The sequence below is a fragment of the Terriglobia bacterium genome, assembly GCA_036496425.1.
Taxonomy (GTDB): domain Bacteria; phylum Acidobacteriota; class Terriglobia; order 20CM-2-55-15; family 20CM-2-55-15; genus 20CM-2-55-15.
In genome coordinates, this window is sequence record DASXLG010000253.1 from 1 (window position 1) to 25,379 (window position 25,379).

25 protein-coding genes are annotated in these 25,379 nt (G+C 56.7%); 11 read left to right on the forward strand and 14 right to left on the reverse strand.

Going from position 1 to position 25,379, the window contains the following annotated elements; all coding sequences use genetic code 11:
- Positions 1 to 654 precede the first annotated feature (654 nt).
- A complete protein-coding gene (locus VGK48_18300; protein HEY2383131.1) occupies positions 655 to 2,838 on the forward strand; it encodes a TonB-dependent receptor in 2,184 nt (727 codons plus the stop codon).
- A 267-nt stretch (positions 2,839 to 3,105) separates the two neighbouring features.
- On the opposite strand, the gene VGK48_18305 is transcribed toward VGK48_18300, so the two are convergent.
- Positions 3,106 to 3,369 (reverse strand): multicopper oxidase domain-containing protein, encoded by a 264-nt coding sequence (locus tag VGK48_18305; protein ID HEY2383132.1) that lies wholly within the window; start codon positions 3,367 to 3,369, stop codon positions 3,106 to 3,108.
- A gap of 656 nt (positions 3,370 to 4,025) precedes the next feature.
- On the opposite strand from VGK48_18305, the gene VGK48_18310 reads away from it, so the two are divergent.
- Positions 4,026 to 4,661 (forward strand): fibronectin type III domain-containing protein, encoded by a 636-nt coding sequence (locus VGK48_18310; protein HEY2383133.1) that lies wholly within the window; start codon positions 4,026 to 4,028, stop codon positions 4,659 to 4,661.
- A gap of 136 nt (positions 4,662 to 4,797) precedes the next feature.
- Positions 4,798 to 5,940: an ATP-binding protein gene (locus VGK48_18315; protein HEY2383134.1), complete on the forward strand. Its 1,143-nt coding sequence runs from the start codon at positions 4,798 to 4,800 to the stop codon at positions 5,938 to 5,940.
- Between the two features lie 545 nt (positions 5,941 to 6,485).
- Here VGK48_18315 and VGK48_18320 read toward each other — a convergent pair.
- Positions 6,486 to 7,688, reverse strand: coding sequence for an FAD-binding domain (locus VGK48_18320; GenBank protein HEY2383135.1), 1,203 nt, complete (start codon positions 7,686 to 7,688; stop codon positions 6,486 to 6,488).
- 44 nt (positions 7,689 to 7,732) lie between these two features.
- Positions 7,733 to 8,536 carry an OmpA family protein gene (locus tag VGK48_18325; GenBank protein HEY2383136.1) on the reverse strand — a complete coding sequence of 268 codons (804 nt, stop codon included), beginning with the start codon at positions 8,534 to 8,536 and terminating at the stop codon, positions 7,733 to 7,735.
- Positions 8,537 to 8,816: 280 nt separating this feature from the next.
- Here VGK48_18325 and VGK48_18330 point away from each other — a divergent pair, with 280 nt between their 5' ends.
- Positions 8,817 to 9,674 carry a TIGR03435 family protein gene (locus VGK48_18330; GenBank protein HEY2383137.1) on the forward strand — a complete coding sequence of 286 codons (858 nt, stop codon included), beginning with the start codon at positions 8,817 to 8,819 and terminating at the stop codon, positions 9,672 to 9,674.
- On the forward strand, positions 9,608 to 9,880 hold the full coding sequence (locus tag VGK48_18335; GenBank protein HEY2383138.1) for a hypothetical protein: 273 nt from the start codon (positions 9,608 to 9,610) through the stop codon (positions 9,878 to 9,880). Before VGK48_18330 ends, VGK48_18335 begins: the two co-directional genes overlap by 67 nt.
- Before the next feature lie 47 nt (positions 9,881 to 9,927).
- On the opposite strand, the gene VGK48_18340 is transcribed toward VGK48_18335, so the two are convergent.
- Positions 9,928 to 10,686 carry a TIGR03435 family protein gene (locus VGK48_18340; GenBank protein ID HEY2383139.1) on the reverse strand — a complete coding sequence of 253 codons (759 nt, stop codon included), beginning with the start codon at positions 10,684 to 10,686 and terminating at the stop codon, positions 9,928 to 9,930.
- A 305-nt stretch (positions 10,687 to 10,991) separates the two neighbouring features.
- Between VGK48_18340 and VGK48_18345 the strand changes: the two genes are divergently transcribed.
- The 5 genes from VGK48_18345 (at position 10,992) to nth (ending at position 13,053) form a co-directional block, all read left to right on the forward strand.
- Entirely contained in the window at positions 10,992 to 11,297 is a 306-nt protein-coding gene (locus VGK48_18345; GenBank protein ID HEY2383140.1) for a hypothetical protein, read from the forward strand.
- Positions 11,294 to 11,674: a PIN domain-containing protein gene (locus tag VGK48_18350; protein HEY2383141.1), complete on the forward strand. Its 381-nt coding sequence runs from the start codon at positions 11,294 to 11,296 to the stop codon at positions 11,672 to 11,674. Before VGK48_18345 ends, VGK48_18350 begins: the two co-directional genes overlap by 4 nt.
- A gap of 106 nt (positions 11,675 to 11,780) precedes the next feature.
- Positions 11,781 to 12,014, forward strand: coding sequence for a type II toxin-antitoxin system prevent-host-death family antitoxin (locus tag VGK48_18355; GenBank protein ID HEY2383142.1), 234 nt, complete (start codon positions 11,781 to 11,783; stop codon positions 12,012 to 12,014).
- Positions 12,011 to 12,397 carry a type II toxin-antitoxin system VapC family toxin gene (locus VGK48_18360; GenBank protein ID HEY2383143.1) on the forward strand — a complete coding sequence of 129 codons (387 nt, stop codon included), beginning with the start codon at positions 12,011 to 12,013 and terminating at the stop codon, positions 12,395 to 12,397. Before VGK48_18355 ends, VGK48_18360 begins: the two co-directional genes overlap by 4 nt.
- 8 nt (positions 12,398 to 12,405) lie before the next feature.
- Complete coding sequence (gene nth, locus VGK48_18365; protein HEY2383144.1) at positions 12,406 to 13,053, forward strand: endonuclease III; 648 nt, start codon at positions 12,406 to 12,408, stop codon at positions 13,051 to 13,053.
- A gap of 30 nt (positions 13,054 to 13,083) precedes the next feature.
- Here nth and VGK48_18370 read toward each other — a convergent pair whose 3' ends face one another.
- From VGK48_18370 to tatA, 6 genes are all read right to left on the reverse strand, one after another.
- Positions 13,084 to 13,422: a hypothetical protein gene (locus VGK48_18370; GenBank protein HEY2383145.1), complete on the reverse strand. Its 339-nt coding sequence runs from the start codon at positions 13,420 to 13,422 to the stop codon at positions 13,084 to 13,086.
- Positions 13,419 to 15,707, reverse strand: a complete 2,289-nt coding sequence (gene nuoD / locus VGK48_18375) for an NADH dehydrogenase (quinone) subunit D (protein ID HEY2383146.1) — start codon at positions 15,705 to 15,707, stop codon at positions 13,419 to 13,421. The genes VGK48_18370 and nuoD overlap by 4 nt, the downstream gene beginning before the upstream one ends.
- 125 nt (positions 15,708 to 15,832) lie before the next feature.
- Positions 15,833 to 16,759 (reverse strand): homocysteine S-methyltransferase family protein, encoded by a 927-nt coding sequence (locus tag VGK48_18380; GenBank protein ID HEY2383147.1) that lies wholly within the window; start codon positions 16,757 to 16,759, stop codon positions 15,833 to 15,835.
- A 12-nt stretch (positions 16,760 to 16,771) separates the two neighbouring features.
- A complete protein-coding gene (locus VGK48_18385; protein ID HEY2383148.1) occupies positions 16,772 to 17,299 on the reverse strand; it encodes an acyloxyacyl hydrolase in 528 nt (175 codons plus the stop codon).
- Between the two features lie 37 nt (positions 17,300 to 17,336).
- A complete protein-coding gene (locus VGK48_18390; GenBank protein HEY2383149.1) occupies positions 17,337 to 18,104 on the reverse strand; it encodes a DUF4159 domain-containing protein in 768 nt (255 codons plus the stop codon).
- A 53-nt stretch (positions 18,105 to 18,157) separates the two neighbouring features.
- Complete coding sequence (gene tatA, locus VGK48_18395) at positions 18,158 to 18,325, reverse strand: twin-arginine translocase TatA/TatE family subunit (protein ID HEY2383150.1); 168 nt, start codon at positions 18,323 to 18,325, stop codon at positions 18,158 to 18,160.
- Between the two features lie 98 nt (positions 18,326 to 18,423).
- On the opposite strand from tatA, the gene VGK48_18400 reads away from it, so the two are divergent.
- On the forward strand, positions 18,424 to 18,732 hold the full coding sequence (locus VGK48_18400; protein HEY2383151.1) for a hypothetical protein: 309 nt from the start codon (positions 18,424 to 18,426) through the stop codon (positions 18,730 to 18,732).
- Positions 18,733 to 18,734: 2 nt separating this feature from the next.
- Here the strand turns inward: VGK48_18400 and VGK48_18405 are convergent, their stop codons facing one another.
- From VGK48_18405 to VGK48_18420, 4 genes are all read right to left on the reverse strand, one after another.
- Entirely contained in the window at positions 18,735 to 21,848 is a 3,114-nt protein-coding gene (locus VGK48_18405) for a CusA/CzcA family heavy metal efflux RND transporter (protein HEY2383152.1), read from the reverse strand.
- 6 nt (positions 21,849 to 21,854) lie between these two features.
- A complete protein-coding gene (locus tag VGK48_18410; GenBank protein HEY2383153.1) occupies positions 21,855 to 23,081 on the reverse strand; it encodes an efflux RND transporter periplasmic adaptor subunit in 1,227 nt (408 codons plus the stop codon).
- Positions 23,082 to 23,094: 13 nt separating this feature from the next.
- Positions 23,095 to 24,501 carry a TolC family protein gene (locus VGK48_18415; GenBank protein ID HEY2383154.1) on the reverse strand — a complete coding sequence of 469 codons (1,407 nt, stop codon included), beginning with the start codon at positions 24,499 to 24,501 and terminating at the stop codon, positions 23,095 to 23,097.
- 73 nt (positions 24,502 to 24,574) lie between these two features.
- Positions 24,575 to 25,249, reverse strand: a complete 675-nt coding sequence (locus tag VGK48_18420) for a hypothetical protein (GenBank protein ID HEY2383155.1) — start codon at positions 25,247 to 25,249, stop codon at positions 24,575 to 24,577.
- Positions 25,250 to 25,379: the final 130 nt, after the last annotated feature.

A 25,379-nucleotide genomic window follows, 5' to 3' on the forward strand; every position in this document is an offset into this window, starting at 1 on the left:
AAAAGTCTCTGGCTTACGGCTCGCGGTAAGGCAGAGAAGAAAAAAGTCTCTGGCTTACCGGCCGCGGTAAGGCAGAGTAGAAAAAAGTCTCTGGCTTACCGGCCGCGGTAAGGCAGAGAAGAAAAAAGTCTTTGGCTTACCGCTCGCGGTAAGGCAGAGAAGAAAAAAGTCTCTGGCTTACGGCTCGCGGTAAGGCAGAGAAGAAAAAAGTCTCTGGCTTACCGGCCGCGGTAAGGCAGAGAAGAAAAAAGTCTCTGGCTTACCGGCCGCGGTAAGGCAAAGAAGAAAAAGTCTCCGGTTTGACCGGCCTACATGGCTCGTCGAGATCAAATGTCCCGCTCGTTATCTATCGTTGGCCGGTTTGGGTGACCGCCGAGCCTTTAGTGTATGGTTTTGCCGCAGGTTAGGCTCCATTTGCCTGGGAATGATAAAGCGTCCATCTTTAGTGACGTCATCCGGCCGTTCGGAGGCAGCCGGTTTCGAAAAGAGAATGGGGAGTGTTAGTACCGGCCATACGGGTATAGATGAGCGTAAACATGCGACAATTCGCCGCATTGTCAACGAACGCCCGTCCGCCTAGCATTCGATTCCGTGAGAGAAAACTCGGTTCCGGCTCTTGGATTACTGGCCGTAATTTGTCTGACTTGCGCGACGATGACACTTGCGACGGTGTTTGGCACCGTCCGGGGAATTGTGCACGATCCACAGCACCGGCCGATCCCGGGTACGAATCTGACATTAAAAGCGACGGACTCCGGCTACACCAGGGCAGCAACCAGTGACGCCGACGGCCAGTTCATTTTCGACGCGGTTCCTGTCGGAGTCTACACCATCACGGTGGCCAGTCCAGGGTTCGCGGCGGCGCAAGAGGCGGTGACGGTTCTTTCCGGATCATCGCCTGTGCTTCATTTCGAGCTGCGGGTCGCCTCCAGGACAGAAACGGTCGATGTTGTAACCGAGGAGTCTCCCGGCCAGGTGGAATCCGTGACACCGACGACGCTGATTGACAAGGCGCAGATCGCGTCGACTCCAGGCGCGACGCGGACCAACAGCGTCGCGCTGATTACGGACTATGTCCCCGGTTCATACGTCACGCACGATCAGTTGCACATTCGCGGCGGCCACCAGGTGACCTGGCTGATCGATGGAGTGCCGATTCCCAACACGAACATCGCCAGCAACCTCGGGCCTCAGATCGATCCCAAGGACATCAACACGATGGAAGCGCAGCGCGGCAGCTACGCCGCAGATTATGGTGATCGTACGTACGGTGTGTTCAACGTGGTCCCTCGTACGGGATTTGAGCGGAGCAATGAGGCGGAACTTCTGATCAGCGCGGGTAATTTCTATCAGACCGACAATCAGTTCAATCTGGGCAGCCACACCAACCGGTTTGCTTATTACGCGAGCGCCAATGGGAACCGGACGAACCTCGGCCTTCAAACTCCGACCTCTGCGGTTATACACGACGCCGCAAACGGAAACGGTGGGTTCGCCTCGCTGATGTATAACGCGGGTGCCCAGGACCAGCTGCGGCTGGTGGGACAGATTCGACGGGACTTTTATCAGGTGCCGTTCGACCCGAACGATCCAAATACAGCGGGCCAGTTTCTTAAAGATGTGAATCGGGAAACCGATTCTTTCGCGACGTTCTCGTGGCTGCACACCGTCAGTCCTGGACTTGTCGCGACCGTTTCACCGTTCTATCACTTCAACAGCTCAAATTACGAAAGCAGCCCCCGCGACCTGCCGAGTTCCGCAACCGAGAGACGTTCGTCAAACTATGAAGGCGGCCAGGCCTCACTCTCCTGGGTCCGGCAACGCAATAACCTTCGCTCGGGCGTTTATAGCTTCGCGCAACAGGACAGCCAGTTATTCGGATTAATCTATAACGATCAGAGCGCGCCCAACCTCAGCCCTCCGGATGTCGAAAAGCCCATCGGGAGCCTTTTCGCGGCTTACATCGAAGATCAAATCAAACCGGCCTCATGGCTGACTCTGAACGGCGGCCTCCGTCAGACCCACTTTTCCGGCGCTGTGGTTGAGAATGCGTCCAGCCCGAGCGCAGGTATATCGATTCGAGTTCCGAAGCTTAACTGGGTCTTCCGCGCCTTCTATGGACACTTTTACCAGGCGCCGCCGCTCCTGACTGCATCCGGTCCTCTTCTGCAATTCGTTACCAACCAGAACCTGGGATTCGTTCCGCTGCAGGGGGAGAGGGACGAAGAGCATCAATTCGGCGTCACGATCCCGTGGCGAGGCTGGACCATCGACGCGGACAATTTTCTAACCCGCGCAAAGAACTTCTTCGATCACAACAATCTGAATAATTCTGATGTCTTCTTTCCCATAACGATCCAGGGCGCGCGCATCATGGGATGGGAACTAACACTGAGATCACCTCACATCCGCAATCGCGGTCAGGTATATTTGACCTACTCGAACCAACTGGCGCTGGGTTTTGGCGACGTCAACGGCGGACTGACCGACTTCTCGTTCGGAGACGGGTTTGGCCTGCTCGACCACGATCAACGAAACACTTTGCATGCCGGCGGTCAATCCAGCCTTCCGTGGAGCCTGAGCGCCTCGACGGACGTGTATTACGGCTCGGGCTTCACCAACGGCGATCCAACGATTCCCGGCGATCATCTTCAACCACACACGACATTCGATCTTTCCTTCAGCCGAACCATCGGTGAAAGCATGGTCCTCAGCCTCCAGGGAATGAATGTCGCGAATCGACGTGCGCTGCTGGACAACAGCTTTACCTTCGGTGGAACCCATTACCTCAATCCCCGCGAAATCGTCGTGCAGGTTAAGTATCGATTTCACTACTGAATCAGTAACGACTGCCGTAGGCGTCAGTTCTCTATGGGAGTTCGCTCTACCTGGTCGATAACCAGAATTTCGACGGGGACGCGCTGCGCCTCGAGCCGCAGGTTGATTTGACCGTGACGGGCAAAAGCGTTGCGAGTATAAGGAGCCCCTTCATCGCCGGACCTCCCGGGCCGCAGCCAGCTCTCTCTTATCGAGGCCGATCCGAATCTCTACCTGCGAGTCGAGAGTCGGAATGATGCTCATCGCCAGATGTTCGGGATTCCGATCCTACGTCACGTTGAAGAGCAGCTTGAAACCGTAATCCATATGGAGCTGCTGGTGACAGTGGAACAGCGTAAGCCCTTCCATTGCAGGAACAAAATCTACCGCGATTTTCCGGAAGCCCTTGACGAGAACCACATCCTTCATCACGCCGGAGGTTGGCCTTCCGTTAACGTTCGTCAGTTCGAAGCTGTTCCGGTGCAGGTGGACGGGGTGGGCATCGTCGGTCTGGTTATCGAAGATCAGGCGGTAGAAGGATAGGCAATTCAAACGGGCTGTGGCCAGTGCCGAGGGGCGTTTCGTGTCCGGTGAATCGCGTGTAATGGGTTTTATGTAAACAAGGGGCTACTGGTGGGAGCTGCCCAGCAACAGACAGTCGAGGTGAGACCCACCGCCGATTAGCCGCAATGAGAAAACCCAACTTGTAATTCCTATGCCAGCCATCGCGCTTACAAGTTCGAACTTGAGATCCCCATGCCTGGCATGGGGATCACAAGTTTGAATTGAGAGTTCTCATGCCGGGCATCGTGAACACAAGTTCGAAATGGGAATTCTCATGGCCGGCATGGGGATTACAAGTTTGAACTGAGAAATCCCATGGCCGGCATGGGGACTACAAGTTCGAATTGGGAAATCCCAAGCCTGGCATGGAGACTACAAGTGTGAACTGGGAAATCCCGAGTCTGGCATCGCAACTACAAGTTCGGTCTTGGGATTCCCAGCAAAAAAATGTTTCGAAACGAAACATCCTGGTCTGATTTCCTGTAAATATTTTTCTGCCCTAACTCGTTCGTTTTCTCCCGCTCACGGCGATTTGCTCCCCGGAGACCTCATTTTCGCGTCTCAGTTCCGATTTTTAAAACGGTTCCATAAGTATGAGGCGCGAAAAACCGCCTCAAATCGAACACAGAGAGGAGGTGATAACGATGAAAAGGAAAGAGATCAAGGCATTGCTTGGCTTTGACGGCGTATCGGATGGGGATGTGCTCCACCGCGGCGTCAACCTTCAGACCAATTTGACCGGTAATTCGCATTTTCCGAATCCGCCGGTCGATCTTGCCGTCCTGCAGGCGGCGCTGGAGACGTTTGCGGCATTGATTGCGCAGGCGCTCGACGGCAGCAAGCAGGTGATCGCCCGGAGAAACCAGCAACGGGTGACTGTCATTCACATGCTGCGGCTCGTGGCGCGCTATGTGGAAATGGCGTCCGGCGGTGAGTTCGCCGTGTTTCAGACCAGTGGCTTCCAGGCCGCTGAGATTACGCGGGCGACGCCGCCGCCGTTGTCGGAGAGGATCCGCAAGCTCAAGCGCGGAACCCATAGCGGAGAAATCGTCGCGTGGATACAACGGATGCGTGGCGCTTCCGGCTATCAATTCCGCTGGGGCCAGGCGGTGACCGGCACAGTTCCGGCCGTGTGGACGACTCTCCCGCTTACACGTGTCAAGCAGGCGGTGACCATTACCGGCCTGACGGCGGGGATGACGTATATGTTCCAGGCGCGTGCATTGGCCCGGAACAAGTTCACCGACTGGAGCGATCCGGTCACGTTCGTCTGCGGATAGCCAAGCCGAATCCGTCGGCACCAGCCCGGGGCGGTTTTGCAGTCCCGCACCGGGCTGGTGACAGGCGCACTTACCGATTGTGATATTCGGCATTGGTATTGCCGAATTTCCTGAAATATGGCAATGATGTTGCAGAATGTACAAGCGGACACTTCCAATCCGGGACCTGGTGCGGCGGCGGTCACTGTTTCTGATGGGACCGCGGCAAACTGGAAAGAGCACGCTGCTTCGTCACCTGTTCCCCGACGCCCGCTATGTCGATCTTCTCGAGGCGAATACCTTTCGTGAATTAAGCGCGTACCCCGAAACGCTACGGCAATCGATCAAGCCCCATGAAAATCTGATCATTATCGATGAGGTGCAAAAACTGCCGGTTCTTCTCGATGAAGCGCAAGCGATGATCGATCGAAATAAAGCGCTTCGATTTATCTTCACGGGGAGCAGCGCCAGAAAGCTGAAGAGCGGCCACGCCAACCTCCTCGCCGGCAGGGCATGGTTTTTGCGCCTGCATCCGCTGGTTTCTGAAGAAGTGTCGTACGGCCTCCTTAACAAAAGACTGAACGTCGGCAGTCTGCCGGCCGTGTTGGATTCGGCGGATGCGAGAGAAGATTTGAAGGCGTATGTCGGCGTCTATCTTAAGGAAGAGATCCGCGCGGAGGGGCTGGTGCGCTCGATTGAAAGCTTCTCGCGCTTTCTCGAGGTCGCGGCGCTCACCAATACTCACATCCTGAACTACACGTCTGTGTCGAGCGACACGGGCATACCGGTTCGCACAGTTCGTGAACACTATCAGATGCTGGAAGACACGCTCATCGGATTTCAGCTTCCGCCGTATCGCCGGAACCTTAAGCGCAAGCCGGTATCGACGTCGAAATTTTATTTCTTCGATGTCGGTGTCGCGAATGTCCTGATGAGAAGAGGCGAGATATTACCCGGCTCGGAACTGTTCGGAGCCGCCATTGAGCACCAGGTTTTTCTCGAGCTTCGTGCGTATTTGGACTACCGGCGCCTCGACAGGGAACTGACATTCTGGCGCACTCACTCGGGCTATGAGGTCGATTTTCTCGTTGGAGATCATGTCGGCATCGAAGTGAAGGCTTCAAAGCGGGTGTCCTCAGCCGATATGAAAGGATTGCGGGCTCTCTCGGAAGAAATAAAGCTGAAGAAGAAGATTGTCGTATCGACCGAACCGCTGGAGCGCATAACCGAGGAGGGAATTACAGTGCTTCCCATAAGAACATTTTTCGAACAGCTATGGGAAGACCGCCTGCTCGAGTGACCATCGGTCGTGTTACAAGCTTATTCTGTAAATACGCAGGAAAATCAGTTAGATCCCTAAGAAAGACTAACGCAGAAGAGACGTAGATGTTAGTGCGGACACCTTCCGATAGACAAACGCGCCGAACGGGAACACGGCAATCAGCTTTGCATTAGCAATGCTTCCCACTCAATCAAGAGCCGTTGTAATCTGTGAGGCATCGTATGCAGCAGAAGTGCATCCTGTTATCTCTACTGATCGCATTCTTTGGAGCCGGAATGCCGTGCATGGCGCAGACACCAGCGATAGTGAGTTAATCGCCATGCCAGTTCACCACGTTCCAAGCGCAGGCGGCGTTCGTGGAGCGGTATTACACCCAGAGCGAATACGAGGCAGCAAAGGATAGCCGCACTATTGAATGTTTCAGGATTCAATACCTCAGCGATGGGCTGAACGGAAACAGCCCCTTGCCGTCCTGCCGTGACGGAAGATATTTCGATTCCGGCGGCAACTGCAGCCCCGGAGCCACATGTCGTAGCAGCAGGCAGCTCACGCAAAAAATCGGCTCAGTACTCAGGCAAGGCTATCTTGTCGGCAATATCGCGGCCGACCACGAGATCAGCAATCCATGGAATCTTCATCAGACTCATCATCCGATTGCGCATGAACAGCGAAATTTTCGACCTCGGCGCAAAGTAGCCGGCAAAACGAAGCGCAGCTTCCTGTTTCTTGAGAACAAAGGGAGCGAATAATTCTTGGTATCGCTCAAACGCGCGTGAGTAGTCACCTTGGCATCGGTGAAGCTCGCCGGCGACAATATATGCGGCCACCATGGCCAGAGCCGATCCTTGTCCTGCAAGCAAAGAGACACATGACGCCGCATCACCGACCAGGGTAACGCGCCCGCGTGTCCATAGGCCCCGTTCCGGGTGCATCCGAATCTGGCTTACGCGGTCGAAGTAGAGATCGTTGCTATTGTCGAGCGCATTCAGTATCTGCGGACACTCCCACCCGCTGCGCCCAAAGCGCTTCCTGAGCAGAGCTTTTTGGTCGCGAACGCTATCATTTGCCGCCCGATCGATTGATTCATCTTCAAAAATGAATAGGAACATTGTGCGGTCGCCGCGCATCGCGAATCGTGATACCTGCTGTCCCACCTCGGTATACATCACGTAGCCGAGTTCATCTCTCGGTCTGTACCCTGCGGCTTCGAAGGCTGCTACCCTGTAACCCAGGTATTTCTCATACTGACGTTCCGCACCGAACACGAGTTCGCGCACTTTCGAGTGAAGCCCGTCCGCACCGAACACAAGATCGAAATCCCGGGCAGGCCCCTTTTCGAAGCTAACGTGGACAGATGTTGGCGATTGGTCGATCCTGGTGACACTGTCGCCAAAGATGGTTTCAACCTTGCCTTCGATTTTCCCGAAGATTGAAGCAGCCAGATCGCCACGGGGAAGGCTGGTAAAGCGACCTTGAGCTGCCCGCGCGAAGGTTTCGGCGGAAAATCCAGCAACGCGTTGTCCCTTCCTGTTTGCAACCCGCACCTCCTTTACCCGATATCCCCTGCCGGTGATTTCTGGGAGCAGACCCATGCGCTCTGCGATCTCAAAACCTGCACCGAAGAAGTCGATGATGTAACCACCCGTTCGCAAATGAGGTGCTGCTTCCACGATAGTGGCCTGCATGCCATAGTGTGACAGCCAGTAGGCAAGCGTTGGCCCCGCAATACCGGCACCCGAAATCAGGACTTTTAGGACGTTAGGCAAATACGCCATCCTTGACTGGAAAACAAAAACCCACGACTACCTTATTACCGGGCTTCGCTGCTAAAATCGAGCGAGACGTCCACGATTCCGATTTCCACACGGCGATTCTTGGCACGGGCTTCCGGCGTCGTACCGGGCACGCGTGGGCTGGATTTGCCATAGCCACGTGTCGTGATGATCGAGGAATTCAGACCGGCTTCGACCAGATAATCGCGCACGGTGCGAGCGCGGCGCTGAGACAGATCGAGGTTGTACTCGTCGGAACCAATGTCGTCGGTGTGGCCATAGACGTAGATGGAGTATCCCTTGGCGGTAAGAAGGACTCCAGCAATGCGACTCAGGAGTTCGCGATTGTCGGCACGCAGCGTGGCGCGGTCGAAGTCGAATTGAACGGCATTCTCTCCAAGATTCATCACAAGACCAAGCGCCGTCCTTCGAGTCTCGACGAGCGCGCCTAGCGCTTTTTGCAGGCGACCCAGATCCTGCTCCCGCTGCTGGCGGATCTTTTCCGCTTCCGCGAGAGCCGAGCGCGCCTGTTCAGCCGATGTCTGCGCCTCGGCTTGCGCCTCGGCTGACTTCTTCTCCGCTTCTGCGCGCTCGGCCTGCGCCTTGTCCCGTACCTCGGCTGCTGTCCTTGCATTCTCCTCGGCGCGAACCGCTCGGGCGGAGGCCGCCTCTACGACTTCGGTGAGCAGGTCGATGCGGTTTGTCATGCGCTCCAGTTGGTCGCGCAGGCTTGCGGTTTGCCGCTGCTGCGATTCGACTCGAGTCCACAGGTAAGCAACGAGGCCGAACAGGGAAACGGCCAACAACACGGCAAGCCGGAAAGATTTGTTTGGAATAGCCATACTCAAATTAAATCAAAAATTGGAAGGAAGATGTGAATCGCGTCGCAGGTCGACAAATTCCACTTCTTATTCAAGGCCGCGTGCAAAGCCTGTGGCCCTCGCAAGTTGACGTCATTGCTACAACGACAAGAATGAGTGTCTCTTCGAACATCCCGGTGACCATCCGTCCGCGAAAGCGCAAGGCGTTAAGCTTTCTCTCCGTCGTCCGGTTGCGCAGGTCGCTATCGATTTTGTTCGCTCCCGACCGCACCGAAGGAGCCGAAAGACGGCAAGCGACGGCATGCTTCTCCAGTTGAATAACGGCAGCATCATTGTGACGGCGGCGAAACAGGGGAACGGCCACCTCTATGTTCGAACGAAGGATGTGACGGTGTCCGTCGTCGGCACCGTATTTCTTGTGAATGCGGAGGAGATCGGGTCGCGAATCGCTGTGATTCAAGGTGAAGTTCAGGTATCGCAGGGAACGAAATCGGACAAATTGCGTCCAGGCGAGCAGCTTTCAACCAATCCCCTCATGCCGTCGATTCCAGCAAGTGAAGAGCTTTCCTGGAGCCGGAATGCAATCGCCCATCTGGCCCTGTTACAACAATCGATCGCGATTCCGGCCGCCGCTTCTTCCAGCGCAGCCCAGGAACGGCTTGAATTTGAAGTTGTATCGATCCGCGCTCCGTCATATCCCCGAGTCCCGCGGTTCGCCTGCCGGGGGACCGACGGCACCTTCGAGCCGCGCAATAGTTTGTTTTGGACGGCTTCCGCGTTTACGGAGGTCGGGTATAAGGATCAAGTTCGGGAAGGGCCGATGACCGTGCCTGTCGGAAGGTGCATCGGTCAGCCGGATTTTCCGAGTCTCGTATCGGCCGCATATGACGTTCCACGCTACGACATCTCAGGCGGTCCGCAATGGGCTCAGGGTGTTCGGGTATCCGGTATGATCCAAAGATTCAGCATCGAGGCCAAAGCCGAAGATGTTACCAGCGCCACGAAGGAAAAGCTCCGGCAGATGCTTCAATCCATGCTGGCCGATCGATTCAAGCTCAAGTTCCATTGGGAGCCGAAAGAGTCGTCCGGGATATGTACGTCTATCTCCAGGCCTATGAACGCGACGCCGATGCGACTCAACCGGTCGGTGTGTTCGTGACGTTCTTTCGCGGCGCCGAACGCATTCTCGACTTGCCCTTCACGGTGACGGAGGGGATGGACCCGAAGTCCAAAGCGCTTCCCCTGAAGCTGTCCGTTTCATTGGAGTCACTCCAGGGAGGCGAATATGTCTGCCAGATCACGGTCATCGATCCCGCCACAAAGAAGGCAGCGTTCTGGCAAGCGCCTGTAAAAGTCGTGCCGTGACGCGCTTCGGCGCTCGGGTTCGGTTTCCTGTTTCAGCCGTGCTCGATTCAATTCTCCGTAGGCGTCTTTTCCAGGTGCGTAATGACAAACATGTCGATGGTGTCCTTCCGGGCTTCGACGCGCAGGCCGTATTTCCTTACGGCTTCGGAGAAGGATGGCGCCGGTTCGGATGGACCACGATTACCTTCAAATCCTCGGGGCAATCCTGCGTCCGTTTCCGCCGCGAAAGTGAGGATGAAATCGTAATCACCATCGATGCCGGTAGCATCGACAACGGGCCGGCTGGTGAAACGGCTGGCGACACCTGTTAGTGTCAGGAGGCTCGCAGATGGCGCCGTAATGGTCATGGCAGACAACGATCCACCAAACGCTACGCCCGCCCTGGGTTTTCCATCCGTTCCCATGGCCATCGTCTGGTTGGGCGCTATCTTCTGCGCCGGCTTCAACTTGGGTCCGTCTTTGCCAACCAGGAGCGCGTAAATTTGCATTTCCTTTGGTTCGCGTCGCCATGTGAGCTTGAATCTTTCCTCGAGCAGCGTCTGAAACATCTCTGGAATCTGATCGGTTGTCGCGCCGGCAGGGAGCTTGGCGTCGACCGCAAAGCGCACGCTGGACATCCATTCCGGTCCAACAATCTGGAAATCGCTCACTTTATATGCCCCACGAATCGCATCGCGCAATGTGAGGTTTCGGTAACTGACCATCGAGGGATCCGCAGACATGGTTACAAACACGGAGTCGTTCGGATCCACGGGCTTCACAGTCGCAAGCTCAAAGGCGCGCTTCGCAGGCGGCTGCTGGGCCATGGCCCCAAAAACCATAAGGCTGCATAAGAGGGGAAGAGAGCCGGCGATAAGCTTCATATGTGGGATTTTATCGTGAATTTCGTCAGGAATACGATGCGCCTGCCAGAGCATAGAGGGTCAATAACATGGCTTTACCAGCGAATTGCGGAAAGTAACTGCCCTGCCGAGCGGACGGACGATGTTGCCACTCACCTGCGATTCCCGTCAATCCGGCAAATGCCGCGGCAGCCAGCGAGAGACGGGCAAGCCGTGATCATAGGCGGGCGATGCTTCTCGACCGCCGGCTTTATGCTACAGTGCTAGGCATGAAAGCCAAGAGACAGCGCCGTGCCGGAGCAACGGAAACCGTGGGAGTCTCGCTTGATCCTGCTACAAAGCGTATGCTCAAAAAACTTGCGGCACAAAAGCATCAAGGTAATGTGTCGGCGCTGATTGCGGAAATGGCGGAGAATGCCGTTCGACAGTCGGCGTTTGAAAAGGCTTGGGCTTGGTACGGCGGCCCTGAGCTGACCAATGAGGCCAGAGATAACATAGACGCCGAGTTGGAAGAAGGCTGGCGTCTCGCACGAAGGCTTGTTGCAAAGAAGAAACGCCGCCGAAAAGCGGCATGACCAGCCAGGGGCTCACGTTCGATACCGGAATGCTGATCTCGCTTGAACGGCGCAAGCAGCGCGCATGGGACGTTTACCGGAGAGCTCGCGAGCGGCATGCTCCAATTACGATTCCCGCACCGGTGCTGGGTGAATGGTGGCGTGGGCGGACCGATCTCCGGCAGGCTATCGTCGATTCGGTTCGTGTTGAACCGCTCAGTGGCCCGATCGCAATTCTGGCCGGTGAGGCCTTGGCTGCCGTGACGGACGGCGGCACGATCGATGCATTCGTCATGGCCGTTGCGGCGCTTCGCGGCGATGTGGTTTATACCGGCGATGTAGCGGATCTGCAAAAACTAGGCGCCTTTTTCCCCGGCGTCCGGGTTCTGTCCATTTGAAGGCCACGGACGCATGATGGATTCCCTTCTAAGGGATCTGAAGTATTTTTCATGAAATCCGCATAAGCGCATGGACAACATGGTCTAGTTGGTCTAGTCTGATGTTATGGGCAATAAATCAGGCTACAACATTTACGAGGCGAAGACGCGATTATCGGAGCTGGTCGAAAAGGCGAGCCGGGGTGAAAAAGTGATCCTGATGAATCGCGGTGAACCGGTCGCCATGATCGTCCCATTCCGTCCCGCACGGCGCGCGCGAAAGCTCGGATTCCTTAAAGGCAAGGGCCGTCTGCTCGCAGGATGGGATAAGCCGATCGAAGATTTCGCTGATTATCAGTGAAATACCTTCTGGATACGCATACGTTCTTATGGTCGGCGTTTGAACCGCGCAAGCTGTCGAAGGCAGCGCTCGCCGCGATTCAACAACCCGATTGCGAAGTGCTCTTCAGCATGGCATCGCTCTGGGAAATTAGCATTTTGCAGAGCCTCGGGCGGATCGAGCTCAAGATCAGTATCATCGAGATTGCCCAACTTGCAGACTCTGAACTCGCCGCAACGCTTGTCCCGATCGAACCCGTTCACCTCGATAAGCTGCGCCTGCTTCCGTTCCATCATCGTGATCCGTTTGATCGATTGCTGATCGCGCAAGCCTTAACGTTGGAAGCCAAAATCATCGGCAAAGATGACGGCTTCGATGCCTATGGAATTCCGCGCGTGTGGTGACGTCCTTGATGCGTTCTGAAGATATCCATCATGTCGTCCGCATCCTGCGGAAAGAGATCCGGCAATGGCCGCTTCCTGCCATCGGTCACTATGTCGAGACGCCGTTTACAACGCTGATTTCCTGTATTCTCAGCCTGCGTACGCAGGACAAGGCGACGAACGCCGCCAGTGCAAGGTTGTTTGCGATTGCAGATACGCCGGAAAAGACGCTCGCGACTCCGGTCGATGTTATCCAGGAGGCGATTTATCCGGTCTCGTTTTATCGGGTCAAAGCCAAGACCATACACAAGATCTGCGATCAGCTGATGACGCGGTTTGGAGGAAGGGTGCCCGGAGGGTTGGATGAGTTGCTGGAATTGCCGGGCGTCGGGCGCAAGACCGCGAATATCGTCGTGACGCTTGGATTTCGCAAGGCCGGCATCGCCGTGGACACGCACGTCCACCGGATTTCAAACCGGCTGGGATATGTGCGAACGAAAACGCCGGACGATACGGAAATGGCGCTGCGGAAGAAGCTGCCGCGGCGGTATTGGATCATATTCAACGATCTGCTGGTCGCATACGGCCAGAACCTGTGCAAGCCGCTCAGTCCATTTTGTTCGACGTGTAAGATCGCGGTGTACTGTAAGCGCGTGGGCGTCAAGACCAGAAGGTAAGGGGAAATCAGCCAAAAAAGGCACAAAAAATCATTTTGTGCCTTTTGTGGCTAATTGTCTTAGTTCCTCAAGGAGATCCAGCCGGAATTCGTTTGCTTCAGCGAAGCCTTCAAGGTCGGGCACCTTATTCAAATCGACCTCGCGAGCGCAGGTATTACAGCCGTCGGTCGCGTAAAGAACGTGATCTGTGCTGGAATATGCCAGCATACGGGGACTCTCACTGTCGCGGAGAACCCGCCCATTCTTCTCGTATGCATCGGGGTCCACCAGCCAGACATCCGGGCTTCCCAGCCGCCGGATGGAGTCGGCATCGAAATGAATCAGCTCTGAAGCGGCCGCGGAGAGCGAACGCTCGTGAAAGAAATTCATTTTTCCAGCTCGCCGGCTACGATGTTCAGTGAGCCGAGTGCCGCGACGGCGTCGGACAGGTATCCGCCCTTAACCATGTGGCTGAAGGCCTGGAAAATGTAGAAGCAGGTGCCGCGGCAGCGCAGGCGGTACGGGCGTTTCGTGCCGTCGCTGATGAGATAAAACCCGAGTTCTCCGTTTGCCGCTTCCCAGTAGGAATAGACTTCGCCGACCGGGGGCAGGATGCCGTCCTGAATCAGTTCGAAGTGATTCATCAGATCTTCGATATTCGAGTAGACGCCTTTCTTCGGCGGCAGGCTGATCCTGCGGTCGTCGATCTGGACCGGGCCTTCGGGAAGATTCTCGAGCGCCTGTTTGATGATGCGGAGGCTTTGCCGGATCTCTTCCACCCGGACGAGGTAGCGGTCGTAGACATCGCCCTTCTCGCCGACCGGTATGTCGAACTCGAACTTGTCGTAGTCGTAATTGGGGAACCACTTCCGGACATCGTAAGGCACGCCGCAGGCCCGCAGCGTCGGACCGGTGAAGCCCCAGTCGATGGCGTCTTCCGCTGAAATCGGAGTGATGCCCTCGGTGCGCATCTTGAAAATCTTGTTCTGGCGATTCATCTTCTCGATATCATCGAGATATTTCGGAATCGTGTCGAGCAGCGTCCGGGAACGCGTGACGAAGTCTGCAGGAATGTCATCGGCCAACCCGCCGATGCGGACGTAGCTGACCGTCAGGCGTCCGCCGCAACAGGATTCGAGCAGATCGTAGATCTCTTCACGCGGCCGGAATCCATACCAGAAGTTGCTGATCGCGCCCATATCCACGAGATTCGTGCCGATGCAGACAAGATGATCGGCAATCCGGCTGAACTCCGAGAGGATGACGCGGATATATTGCGCGCGCTTCGGAATTTCGACGCCGAACATTTTTTCAACCGACATCGCGTAGGCGACGCCGTTCATCATGGCCGACATGTAATTCAGGCGATCCGTGTAAGGAATCACCTGCCAGTACACGTGGGTTTCGGACATCTTTTCGAAGCAGCGATGGAGATAGCCGATCTCGGTGTCGGCGTCGATGATCCTTTCACCGTCCACCGCAACCTGCAGGCGGAAGGTGCCGTGCATCGCCGGATGCTGCGGGCCGACGTTCAGGATCTGAGGGTGCGCCAATCCCATCGATTCGGCATATTTCTTCGCGCGCTCGACGACGGGCAGGTCGTCGGTTGTCGTGCACGGCGTGCGCAGGCCGGGAGGGAAGTCCTTCCGGAGCGGATGCCCGACAAATTGGGAGTGCGTCAGCACGCGCCGCAGGTCGGGATGACCGTTAAACCGGATCCCGTACATGTCGTACGCTTCACGCTCGGACCAGTCGGCGCCTTTCCAGATATCGGTTGCCGTATCGATTGTCGGATCGTCGCCCGGAACCGGCACCTTCAGCCGCAGCCGGTGCTTATTCGAGAGCGACAGCATGTGATAGACAACGTCATATCTCGATGCGCGCTCGTTGAGATAATCGACGGCCGTGACGTCGAGGAGCATTTTGAAATCGAATTCCGGATCGCTTTTCAGCGCGCGCAAAACCGATTTGGAACTCTCACGTTTGACCGTTATGGAAAGATCGCCGCGGAATTCGCGCATGTGGAGCACATCGTTCGGAAACTTCCGCCGGAAGGCATCTGCGATCGGCCCCTGAACTTCCTGGTTTTCTTCGAGGAACCGGACCAGGCCGCGCGGCGGGCCCTCGAGGCCGTGAACCGTGGCGTCGAGTTCGGGTGTTTTCAGCTTGGTCTGGCGCGGGTGGCGCTCGTAGGAGAGCCTGGTATCGTTTTCGACTTGCTGTTGCAGTTTGATAACAGCATCCAGCACGGCTTCCGGTGTCGGAGGGCAGCCTGGAATATAGACGTCGACCGGAATGATCTCGTCGATACCCTGCATCACATGGTATGCGCGATAGAAGCCGCCGCAAGTCGCGCAAGCGCCCATGGAAATGACCCATCGGGGCTCCGCCATCTGATCGTAGATCTGTTTCAGAATCGGGCCCATTTTGTCGTTAATGGTGCCCAGGACCATCAAAACATCCGACTGCTTTGGCGAAAACCGTACGACTTCCGATCCAAACCGGGCGATGTCATAATGCGACGACACGGTCGCCATGAATTCGATTGCGCAACACGCCGTCCCGAAGGGATAAGGCCAGAGGGAACTCTTGCGCGCCCAGTTGATGAGGGAGTGATAGGTGGTGGTGAAAAAGCTCTCGTGCTCTCGCTTGGTTTCGACTTCGGCGACACTCATAAACTTTGATTGTAGCATTTGAGTGAGGCCGCCATCTCACATGAAGGCGTTTTTCGAATACCTCGAAGCGCAACATGGTTTGTGAGCGACCCCCTGACGGCCGCTTCGCGGCGCCAGGGGGTCGCTCACAAGCCATTTCGAAATGGAACGCGTGGTTTCAGGCCGTGCATCGACTGCGCAATAGCGGCAATGTGCTGCGGCGTCATGCCGCAGCAGCCGCCTGCGATGTTCAGCCAGCCGTGGGCGGCAAAGTCCCGCAGAATCGCAGCGCTCTGCTGCGGTTTTTCGTCGTAGCCGCCGGATGAATTCGGCAAACCCGCATTGGGGTGACAGCTGATATAAACATTCGCGATCCCCGAGACCTTTTCGATGTACGGCTTCATGTGCCGTGCGCCGAAACCACAATTGATGCCGACGGAGAGTAACGTTGCACCGGAGATAGCTTTCCAGAATGCTTCGAGAGTCTCACCGGCCAGAGTGCATCCCTCCTGCGTGATCGTCAGCGAGACCATGACCGGCACGCGGCGGCCGGCTTCGCGAAAGTATTGGTCGAAAGCAAAGAGCGCCGCTTTAGCGTTGGTGGTATCGACAACGGTTTCCGCCATCAGGAGATCCACGCCGCCATCCATCAGTCCGCGTGTCTGCTCGTAATAGGCAGCGGTGAGCGCCTCGAAGGGAACAGGGTTTGACGGATTCCGGTTCGTCGGTCCGACCGCGCCGGCAACGAAACGAGGTTTATCCAGGGCGGCGCTTGCCGCCTGGTCTGCGGCGATCCGTGCGATCTTCGCCGCCGCGAGATTCAATTCGTAAACGGGCGGCGCCGTCCCGCGGCCGGACATCGAGATCGCATTCGAATTGAAAGTGTTGGTCTCGATGATGTCGGCGCCGGCATCGAGATATTGCTTGTGGATGTCTTGGATGAGATCCGGTTGCGAGATATTCAGGAGATCGGGAGGGCCTTCTATGCCGGGGCGGTGTGCCTGGATCATCGTGCCCATCGGTCCGTCGAGAACGAGAATTCGTTCGCGGAGGAGCCGCTCGATGGCATTCATGTCACACCCGGATCAATCGTGGTGCCTGGGCAACCGGATGCCGATACTGACCATATTGCCGTTGAAACCGTGATTGGGTTGCGTCAGCCCGGCGTTCGACATATGGAAGTAGCGCCACTCGATCACGTACCTCGAGCGTTCAATGCCGACGCCGCCTTGCGAGAGGAACTGGACGTTGCCGCCCAGTTCCGAGGCGCGATTGTTGATCGTCGTGTTTAACGGTCCGGATCCGACATCGACGATCGGCGTGGTTCCAAGCAAATGTCCGCCGGTAAAGCGAAACAACAAGGTGTCGCCGTACATGTGCCCGCCTGGATGGACAGAATTCCCCAGGATGCCTTCGCTGATGACCTCAAAGCGCTTCATCGGCAGCCGCGAATTCGGGGAGTTCCACGCGATGATTCCGATCTGCGGCTGCGCGTAAAACATATTGATGTGAGAAATGTTCCGGGGAATCGCGTCTTCCACGCCATAGGCGGCCTGAAAGCCGAAAACAACACGGTCGCTCAGGCCTTCAGAATAAACGGGGAAGGAACACAAGAGGCACAACAGGCACAAGAAAACGATAGCCTTCACGTCAGTGCGTGAGCGCGTACATAAAGAAGTTGACGGCCATACGGAAGGCGTATCCCGAGAAGCGGTCGGGATATCTGGGGTCGTCGGACCACTCGTAGGCATCTCCGAGATCGGTATTGTGGTTGATGACCATCATCAGCCGGCCGTTGTCATCCCAGATTCCTTTGCATTCGGCCTGAAATCCATCCGTCTCCCAGGTGACTCCGCCGTTAAACGCATAGGCCATGCTCGGCGTTTGAATCAGATGGTCGATGTCATAGAAGACGTGAAAGATCGGATGCTCGCGGGGAATGTCTTTGATTTCGCGGTTGGGAAAGACCTTGCGGATCTGCCGCTCGAAAGCCGACCACTCGAAGGTTCCCCAGAAATCATCGACGATCCAGAAGCCGCCGCGCTCCAGATATTGCCGCATGGTGGCCGCGTCATCGTCGGTGAGAACCATCTGTTCGACTTCGCTGGAATAGACCAGCGGGTATTTATAAAGGTCGGGATCGTTGATCGGAATGAGACGTTCGCCATCCGCGATATTGATGTTCGTCAATCGCTTCAGTACGTCAATCAGATGCCGGTCGGCGCGAGGATAGTCCGTATACCAGTTCTTGTAATATCCGGGTATTCGCCCGTTGTAGATCAAACGGGCGAATACGAATTGGTTCGTCTCTTGTGTGAAGTTGTGGGGAACGCGGTGAACATCATCGTAGCTGCCGATGAATCCGAACTCGTCTTCTTCCTGCGCGTACACAACGGCAGCGGTAATGAGCGCTGCCATAATGATCAAACCAGTAAAAAACCGAAACCGCTTAACTGGCGTACCGCTACCCTCTAGTCGTGCTTTTCGGGCTCCGGCGTTTCGCTCATTGCCTTCTTGAAGCCGCGGATTCCTTCGCCAAGACCTTTGCCGAGTTCCGGGAGCTTCTTCGGGCCAAAGGTAAACATGGCGATAATCAGAATCACGAGCAAGTGCATCGGTTGAAGCAAACCTTCGAACATATTGAGACACCTTTCCTTCGTTGAAATCGGACCCCTATTTTAAACCAAATTTGCCCTCTTGTCCGGATAGAGTTAGAATCGGTTAAAATCTGTGTTTTATGCATATTAGCGATCCTGAAGAGGTAGAAACCGTACTCGCGTTCTTTCGCACCCACCTGGGGCGGGAACTCAATCTGGCAATCGCGGTATTCGACGGACTGACCCAGCATGAGCGAGTCAAAGTCACGGAAGTCGAGGCAGCGCCGGCGCGCATCGAGCTCGACGTGGTGCAATCGAAGCGTAAGCTGACGATCGACCCGAACCAGTTTTCCTTTTCAACCGTTTCTCCGGACCATACCCGGCTCGAGATCGGCCGGCTTCTCGGCTCCAGCATCATGATCCGGCTAACGGTAACTGAAACCACTTGATCCTATGACTCCTGGGGCTCTTCGGCTTCGTCCGTGCCGGGTGCGACTGCAGGGGCGCGGCGTTCTGCCCAGCGGTGAACAAGCAGGTACATTGCGGGTAATACCAGCAATATCAAGACGGAGGAGGTCAGCATTCCGCCGACGACAACCCGGGCCAGGGGTTTTTGCGTTTCCGACCCGATGCCCGTTGCGACTGATGCGGGAAGCAGACCGATCGCGGCGGACAGCGCCGCCATCAAGACCGGCCGCAATTGCAGCTCGGACCCGCGCGAGACCGCATCGCGAAGCGGTACGCCATCCTCCCGCAATTGCTGAATCCGTGAGACCAGAATCACTCCTCCCAGCACCGAGACGCCGAACAGCGAGATGAAGCCGACGGCCGCAGCGATGCTGAAATTAGTGTGCGTTACAAGGAGGGAAAGCATGCCTCCAATCAACGCCAGAGGTACTGTTCCGATCAGAAGCAGCGCATCGCTCATGCTCCGGAACGCGCTATACAGCAGGAAGAAGATAATGAGGAGGCTGATCGGCACGACCACCTCAAGGCGGGCAACAGCGGCTTGAAGCTCCTGAAATTCGCCGGCCCATTCGTAGTGGTATCCCGCCGGAAGCTGGACCTGGTCTTTCAACTTTTTCTCGGCTTCCGCGATCGTACTCTGCAGGTCGCGGCCACGGACACTGAATTTGACGGGAATGTATCGAGCGTTGTCTTCTCTATAAATAAAGGATGCGCCGGTTTGCTTGACCACATCGGCGACCTGCTTCAGCGGTATGCGTCCGCCGTCCGGCGTACTAACCGGAATATTCGAAATCGCATCGACGCTCTCGCGATATTCGGGCAGAAAACGAACGACGACATCGAAACGACGCTCTCCATCGAGCACCTGTGTCACCGCCTGTCCGCCGATCGCCGCCTGCACAACGCCGTTGACGTCGTTCGGCAGGATACCGTAACGCGCTGCGCGTTCCCGGTCGACTTGAATGAGCAGATTTGGCTGGCCGAGCTCGCCGATCACGCTGAGATCTTCGACTCCCTGCACGGTGCCCATCACTTTGGCGATCCGGTCGGCGGTCGACTCCAGGTCTTCCAGGTTATTTCCGAATAATTTGATTGAGTTCTCGCCTTTCACTCCGGACATCGCCTCTTCGACATTGTCCTGAATGGTTTGCGAGAAGTTGTAGTCCACCCCCGGAATCTGACGCAGCTCGGCTTCGATCTGCCTGACAAGTTCTGGTTTGTCGATGCCCGGCCGCCATTGGTCACGGGGCTTCAGGTTGACAAAGAATTCGCAATTGAAATAGCTGGTCGGATCGGTGCCATCATCCGGTCTGCCGAGCTGGCTGACGACGTCCGTTACTTCGGGATATTTTTTGAAGGTGAGCCGCATCTGGTCGGCGAGCTGCCGCGCATATGAAAACGAGACCGTGTTCGGCATGTTCGCGCGAACCCAGAGGTTTCCTTCCTCGAGCTTCGGCATGAATTCGCCGCCGATGAACGGCAGCGTGGACAGCGTGACGGCCAGCACGAGAACCGCGATAATTACGGTCACCCACGGTCTGGTCAGCGCACTGCCGAGGCACTTCGAATACACGCGCCGGATTCCCCGGACAACGAAAGTTTCGTGTTCCTCGGCCTGAGGTTTCAACACCAGCGAAGCCATGACCGGCGAGAACGTCAGAGCCAGAAGCAGCGCTCCCGTCAGCGCGAAGCCGTAGGTGAGGGCCATCGGGCCGAAGACTTTGCCTTCGACTCCCGTCATGGTGAAGAGTGGAATGAACGCCGCGACAATGATGGCAGACGAAAAGAAGATGGGTTTGCTGACTTCCTGCGCGGCGAGCACGGTGGTGCGGCGGATGTTATGACGATAGGGATTGGGCTCCGATAAATGGCGGTAGATGTTCTCCACCATGACGACCGACGCATCGACGATGATGCCGAAGTCGATCGCGCCCATCGAAATCAGATTCGCGGATTCGCCTCGAAGCACCATCAGAATGAACGTGAATAGAAGTGACAACGGAATGGATAGCGCGACGACCAGCGAAGCACGAAGGTCACCGAGAAAGGCCAGAAGAATCAGCGCAACGAGCAGCATTCCCTCGATCAATGTGTGAGTCACGGTGTGCGTCGTGAGGTCGATCAGGTTGGTGCGGTCGTAATACGGAACAATCTTCATGCCCGGCGGCAGAATTCCGTTGTTCAGCACCTCCACCTTCTGCCGAACGCGTTCCAGCGTCGGCAGCGATTTCTCGCCTCGCCGCATCAAAACCACGCCTTGAACGATGTCGCTCTGTTCGTCCTTGCCGACTTTGCCGACCGGCACCTTGGCCCCGATGCTGATTTCGCCAAGCTGTTTCAAATAGACCGGCGTTCCATTCTTCGCCGCAACCGCGACGTTGGCCATGTCGGTGGTGTCTTTGAACAGACCGATGCCGCGAACGTTATAGCTTTGCGCTCCGATTTCGAGATAGTTGGCGCCAACGTTCGAGTTGCTCGCGGCGATCGCGCTCATCACCTGGGAAACCGATACGTTGAAGGCGATCAGTTTGTTCGGGTCCAGATCGATATGGTATTCCTTCGTGTCTCCGCCGAAGCTGACGACATCGATGACGCCCGGCACCTGTTTGAACTGGCGCTCGAGGATCCAGTCCTGCGCAACTTTCAGGTCCATCAGGCTGGCGCCGTTTCCGACCAGCTGGTAACGGTAAATTTCACCGACCGCCGATGTCGGCGACAATTCCGGCTGAACGCCCGCGGGAAGATCGACCATCTGCAGGCGATTGAGGACTTCCTGCCGGTCGTAGTTGTAATCCGTTTCGTACTGGAAATAGCACTTGATATCGGTGAGCCCGAAAAGAGAAATCGAGCGGATGTGATCGAGTCCCGGCATGCCGTTCAGCTGCGTCTCCACGGGTACGGTGATCTGACGTTCCATCTCTTCGGCCGACCAGCCCGAGTTCTGCGCGATGACTTCGATGGTCGGAGGCGAAGGATCCGGGTACGCCTCGATGTTGAGGGCCTTGAATGCATAAAGGCCTCCGACAACCAGAAACAGAGCCGCCGCGACGATCAGCAGCTTTTCGCGCAGAATGAAATCAATGAGCTTGCCTACCACGATGTCTTATTCCTTCACTTTGCTTAATTCGTTCAGGAGCAGCGCTCCGCGAGTCGCGACAACGTCGCCTGGATGTACGCCGGAGTCGACAATGAAACCACCCGCCACTTCCTGGCCGACATGGACGCTCCGGCGGTGAAAATGGCCCGGCGTATCCGCGACGAACACCACCGAATCATTTCCGTCGACGACGACGGCGCTTGAGGGCAGTGTGGCCATCGGCTGCTGTGCGGCGGAGCCGATCTTGATGGTTGCGAACATGTCCGGTTTCAGCAGGCCATTCGGATTTGGAACCAGGCACCGGACGCGCAGTGTGCGTGTCGCGGGGTCGACTGTCGGACTGATGAAAGAGATCCGGGCGGGGAAGACTTTATCGGGATAGGCGGAGACCATGACCTGGACAGGCATATTCAAATGAATGGCGGCGACGTCGCTTTCATAGACGTCGACCAGAACCCATAATTCGTTCAGATCGGTAATCAGAAAAAGAGGATCCGGCGCATCGGGCTTGACATATTGTCCCGGTCCCACTTTCCTGTCGACGATCGTTCCGGTAATCGGCGCGCGGAGCGTGACTTTCGGATCGACGGCGGTGGTTTCATCCGGCTCTTTCCCGAACAGCCGCAGACGGTTCTCGGCTGCGGCTACTGCGGCTTGCGAGCGGCGGACATCATCCTGGGCTCGTGCCAGGTCGCTTTCCGACTGTTGCAGGTCCTTTGTGGCAATTGCCTCCTGATCGTGCAGCCGCTTGGCGCGTTGCTCGGCGACCTGAGCGGCGTCCAGTCCGATCTTCGCTTTGACGAGATCGGAACGCGCCGCAGACACGTCATTCTGAGCACCAACGAAATCGGGAGATTCAACGACGGCGAGGGGTTGTCCCGCCCGGACGTTGTCTCCCTTGTTTGCAAGCAATTCGACAACGCGCCCCGAGAACGGCGTGAAGACGGGCGTCAAACGGTCTTCGTTGAAACCGACTTTGCCGGTCGCCTTCCGGTCTACGGTCACCATGTGTTCTTTCACCATGTCGGTCGAGATCTGCTTGAGCTGCTGGTCATCGACCGCGATGGCATCGCCCGAGGGTTTCTCCGCCACGGCTTTTTCCGCCGGCTTGTCCGCGGCCGTTGGCGAGGGCGCCATCCATCGCCACGCGATGAATGCAATGGCGACGGCTATGACGATTCCTAAGATCGGCCAGATCTTTGAGCGTGATTGGGATGAGGTGGGCACTTTCATTTCTCCTGATGGCTCAACGTTGAGCCGTAGTCGCCGCTAACCGTAATTGCTGGCCGGTGGCTTGTTCCAGTTGCCACAGGCTGAGCTGATAGTCGGACAACGCCTGGTTGTATGAAACCATCGACTGGTTATAGGTTCGTTGCGCATCCAGCAACTCCAGCAGGCTCGCCGCCCCCTCGTTGAAGCTGAGGGTCGAAATGCTCTTGAGCTTTTCGACCTGCGACAGATTTTCGGAGTTATAAAGGTCGAGAATCCGCCGCGCGGATTCATACGAGCGGTAGGCCTTCTCGACGTCCGTCACTGCCTGGAATTCCGCCGCTTTGAGTTGCGCTTCCGCCGCGTGTTGCTGGGCGTCCGCCTGAGTGATCGCCGCCTGATTGTTGTTGTACATGAACAGAGGAAACTGGAAGACGATTCCCAGTGAATGATCGTCGCCGACGCGCTGATATTCATAACTGACATCGAGATCGCGCCTCCGCTGCGCCTGGGCGAGGAGCAGTCCGCGTCCCGCGCCCTGAAACGTGTTTCGGGCGGCAATCACATCCGGCCGCTGGGCCAGAGCGAGCTGGCGTAATTCCGCAATCGGCTGCGCGATGGGACGGGTATCAAACGAACCGACGACCTGCAAAGGCGCGCTCCGCAGCGCATCCGGAAAGGTCGTTTGCGGATCTCCGCCGAGGGCGGCGTTCTGAGCAATCGGTACAGGCGCAACCTGCTCGGTCCGCGCGCCCAGCAGGTTGAGGATGTCCCGGGTTGCCTGATCGTAAGAGGACTGGGCCTGAAGCACTGCCGTCTGATACTGCAGTTTCCCGGCGCGTACACGATAAAGCTCCACGGGCGGAAGATCTCCGTTATCCAATCGGACCTGCGTGAGCTTCTCGGTCTGCTCGTACTGTTGCTCCGTGCCTTGCGCGAGAATCAGATTCTGGCGGGCGAGAATGGCATTGTTGAATGCCTGCCGCAGTTGAAACAGCTGATTCCGGATCGCGTCGAGCATCTGGGCTTCGGAGGTCTTCAGCTGAAAGTCCGCCTGCTCGGTCCGCAACTCCCGCTTGCCGCCGCGTTCAGTGATTTTGTCGAAGCGGAGGGTATAGGTGGGCTGGGCCCCGGCATTGGAGTCCGTTGAGAAAAACCGCGGGACATCGCCCAGCGGAGAATAGATCGGAAACTGCTCGGCGCCGACCGTAAGGACCGGATTCGGTTTGTAGCTGGCCATCAGGCGTGCCGCGCGCGCGGCGTCCACCTGATACCGCTGTGCCACGATCGTCAGATTTCTCTGCATCAGCAGGTTTTCCGCATCGGCAAGAGTCAGCCGGGACGGAATCGTTTGCTGGGTGTCCTGAGCCTGCAGATTGGGTATGCCAAAGAGAATGAGAGTCAGCGTGAAAGATATAAAGACGTTGGTTTTTCGGGAAAACATTCGTTGATCCTCAGAGTCGATACTGCCGCCCGGAGCGGCAGGATGACACACCGGTCGGAACGGCTTCAGATGGTTACAAAGGAAAGGCAGCCGGAGGAGCGCGGGGAACAAGGAAACGATGCGAGGCTTCGACAGGATATACATCTTGAGAGGTCATCAAACCCGGCGATGAGGGCATCACCGGCCGATCGAGCCGGATCCCGTCCGGGTCGTCCGCCGATCTTCGTTCGAGCGGCACGGCCAGCGTTTCGCGCGGATTGAGCGTTTCGAAGGTGGCCGCTGCGTGGGTTTTGGCGTCCGCTTGAAGGAAATCGTCGGTGTTTCCCTGCTGGAAACCACCGCGTCCGTTATTCAGCCACACGCCCGCGATTCTGCCGCTGAGCGCATGGGTCAGGACGATGTCGAGGTCGGCGTCATTATCCAGATCGACAATGGAAACCTTTAACGCGGAATCCGATGAGCGGAAGTGGAAGATCTGATTCCCGGCATGAGAAAGGCTCAGCTCCAGTTTGTAGCTGTAGCCGTACGCGCCGGAGCTTGTCCGGTCCGCGACCGCGAAATCAAGCTGCTGGTCGGCGTCCAGATCCGCAACTGCGGTAGCCCAGCCAAACGGCATGGCTGCGGTCCCGAGACGAAATGGTTGTGCCGGCGCTCTTTCGGCAGACGCCATTCCGGGAAGAATCAGATAGAGCGCAACCAGTGCAGCAATAAACACATTTGTATGGCGGGACTCGGACACGTACTGCATGCGCTGACATTGTATCAAATGAATAGGGGTGCCTTTGTTAAAAGGGGTTAACGGGAATGCAAGCCGCCGGACGCATGGCGGCTTGCATTAATCAGGGAGCGGAGAATTTCGAATAGTTTCTTTAGCGGAG

Bases quoted from the DNA above. Each gene is read 5' to 3' on its own strand.
- VGK48_18300 (HEY2383131.1), top strand. From the start codon at position 655: ATGACACTTGCGACGGTGTTTGGCACCGTCCGGGGAATTGTGCACGAT.
- VGK48_18310 (HEY2383133.1), top strand. From the start codon at position 4,026: ATGAAAAGGAAAGAGATCAAGGCATTGCTTGGCTTTGACGGCGTATCG.
- VGK48_18315 (HEY2383134.1), top strand. From the start codon at position 4,798: ATGTACAAGCGGACACTTCCAATCCGGGACCTGGTGCGGCGGCGGTCA.
- VGK48_18325 (HEY2383136.1), bottom strand. From the start codon at position 8,536: ATGGCTATTCCAAACAAATCTTTCCGGCTTGCCGTGTTGTTGGCCGTT.
- VGK48_18330 (HEY2383137.1), top strand. From the start codon at position 8,817: ATGCTTCTCCAGTTGAATAACGGCAGCATCATTGTGACGGCGGCGAAA.
- VGK48_18335 (HEY2383138.1), top strand. From the start codon at position 9,608: ATGTACGTCTATCTCCAGGCCTATGAACGCGACGCCGATGCGACTCAA.
- VGK48_18340 (HEY2383139.1), bottom strand. From the start codon at position 10,686: ATGGCCCAGCAGCCGCCTGCGAAGCGCGCCTTTGAGCTTGCGACTGTG.
- VGK48_18345 (HEY2383140.1), top strand. From the start codon at position 10,992: ATGAAAGCCAAGAGACAGCGCCGTGCCGGAGCAACGGAAACCGTGGGA.
- VGK48_18350 (HEY2383141.1), top strand. From the start codon at position 11,294: ATGACCAGCCAGGGGCTCACGTTCGATACCGGAATGCTGATCTCGCTT.
- VGK48_18355 (HEY2383142.1), top strand. From the start codon at position 11,781: ATGGGCAATAAATCAGGCTACAACATTTACGAGGCGAAGACGCGATTA.
- nth (HEY2383144.1), top strand. From the start codon at position 12,406: ATGCGTTCTGAAGATATCCATCATGTCGTCCGCATCCTGCGGAAAGAG.
- VGK48_18370 (HEY2383145.1), bottom strand. From the start codon at position 13,422: ATGAATTTCTTTCACGAGCGTTCGCTCTCCGCGGCCGCTTCAGAGCTG.
- nuoD (HEY2383146.1), bottom strand. From the start codon at position 15,707: ATGAGTGTCGCCGAAGTCGAAACCAAGCGAGAGCACGAGAGCTTTTTC.
- VGK48_18380 (HEY2383147.1), bottom strand. From the start codon at position 16,759: ATGAATGCCATCGAGCGGCTCCTCCGCGAACGAATTCTCGTTCTCGAC.
- VGK48_18390 (HEY2383149.1), bottom strand. From the start codon at position 18,104: ATGGCAGCGCTCATTACCGCTGCCGTTGTGTACGCGCAGGAAGAAGAC.
- tatA (HEY2383150.1), bottom strand. From the start codon at position 18,325: ATGTTCGAAGGTTTGCTTCAACCGATGCACTTGCTCGTGATTCTGATT.
- VGK48_18400 (HEY2383151.1), top strand. From the start codon at position 18,424: ATGCATATTAGCGATCCTGAAGAGGTAGAAACCGTACTCGCGTTCTTT.
- VGK48_18410 (HEY2383153.1), bottom strand. From the start codon at position 23,081: ATGAAAGTGCCCACCTCATCCCAATCACGCTCAAAGATCTGGCCGATC.
- VGK48_18415 (HEY2383154.1), bottom strand. From the start codon at position 24,501: ATGTTTTCCCGAAAAACCAACGTCTTTATATCTTTCACGCTGACTCTC.
- VGK48_18420 (HEY2383155.1), bottom strand. From the start codon at position 25,249: ATGCAGTACGTGTCCGAGTCCCGCCATACAAATGTGTTTATTGCTGCA.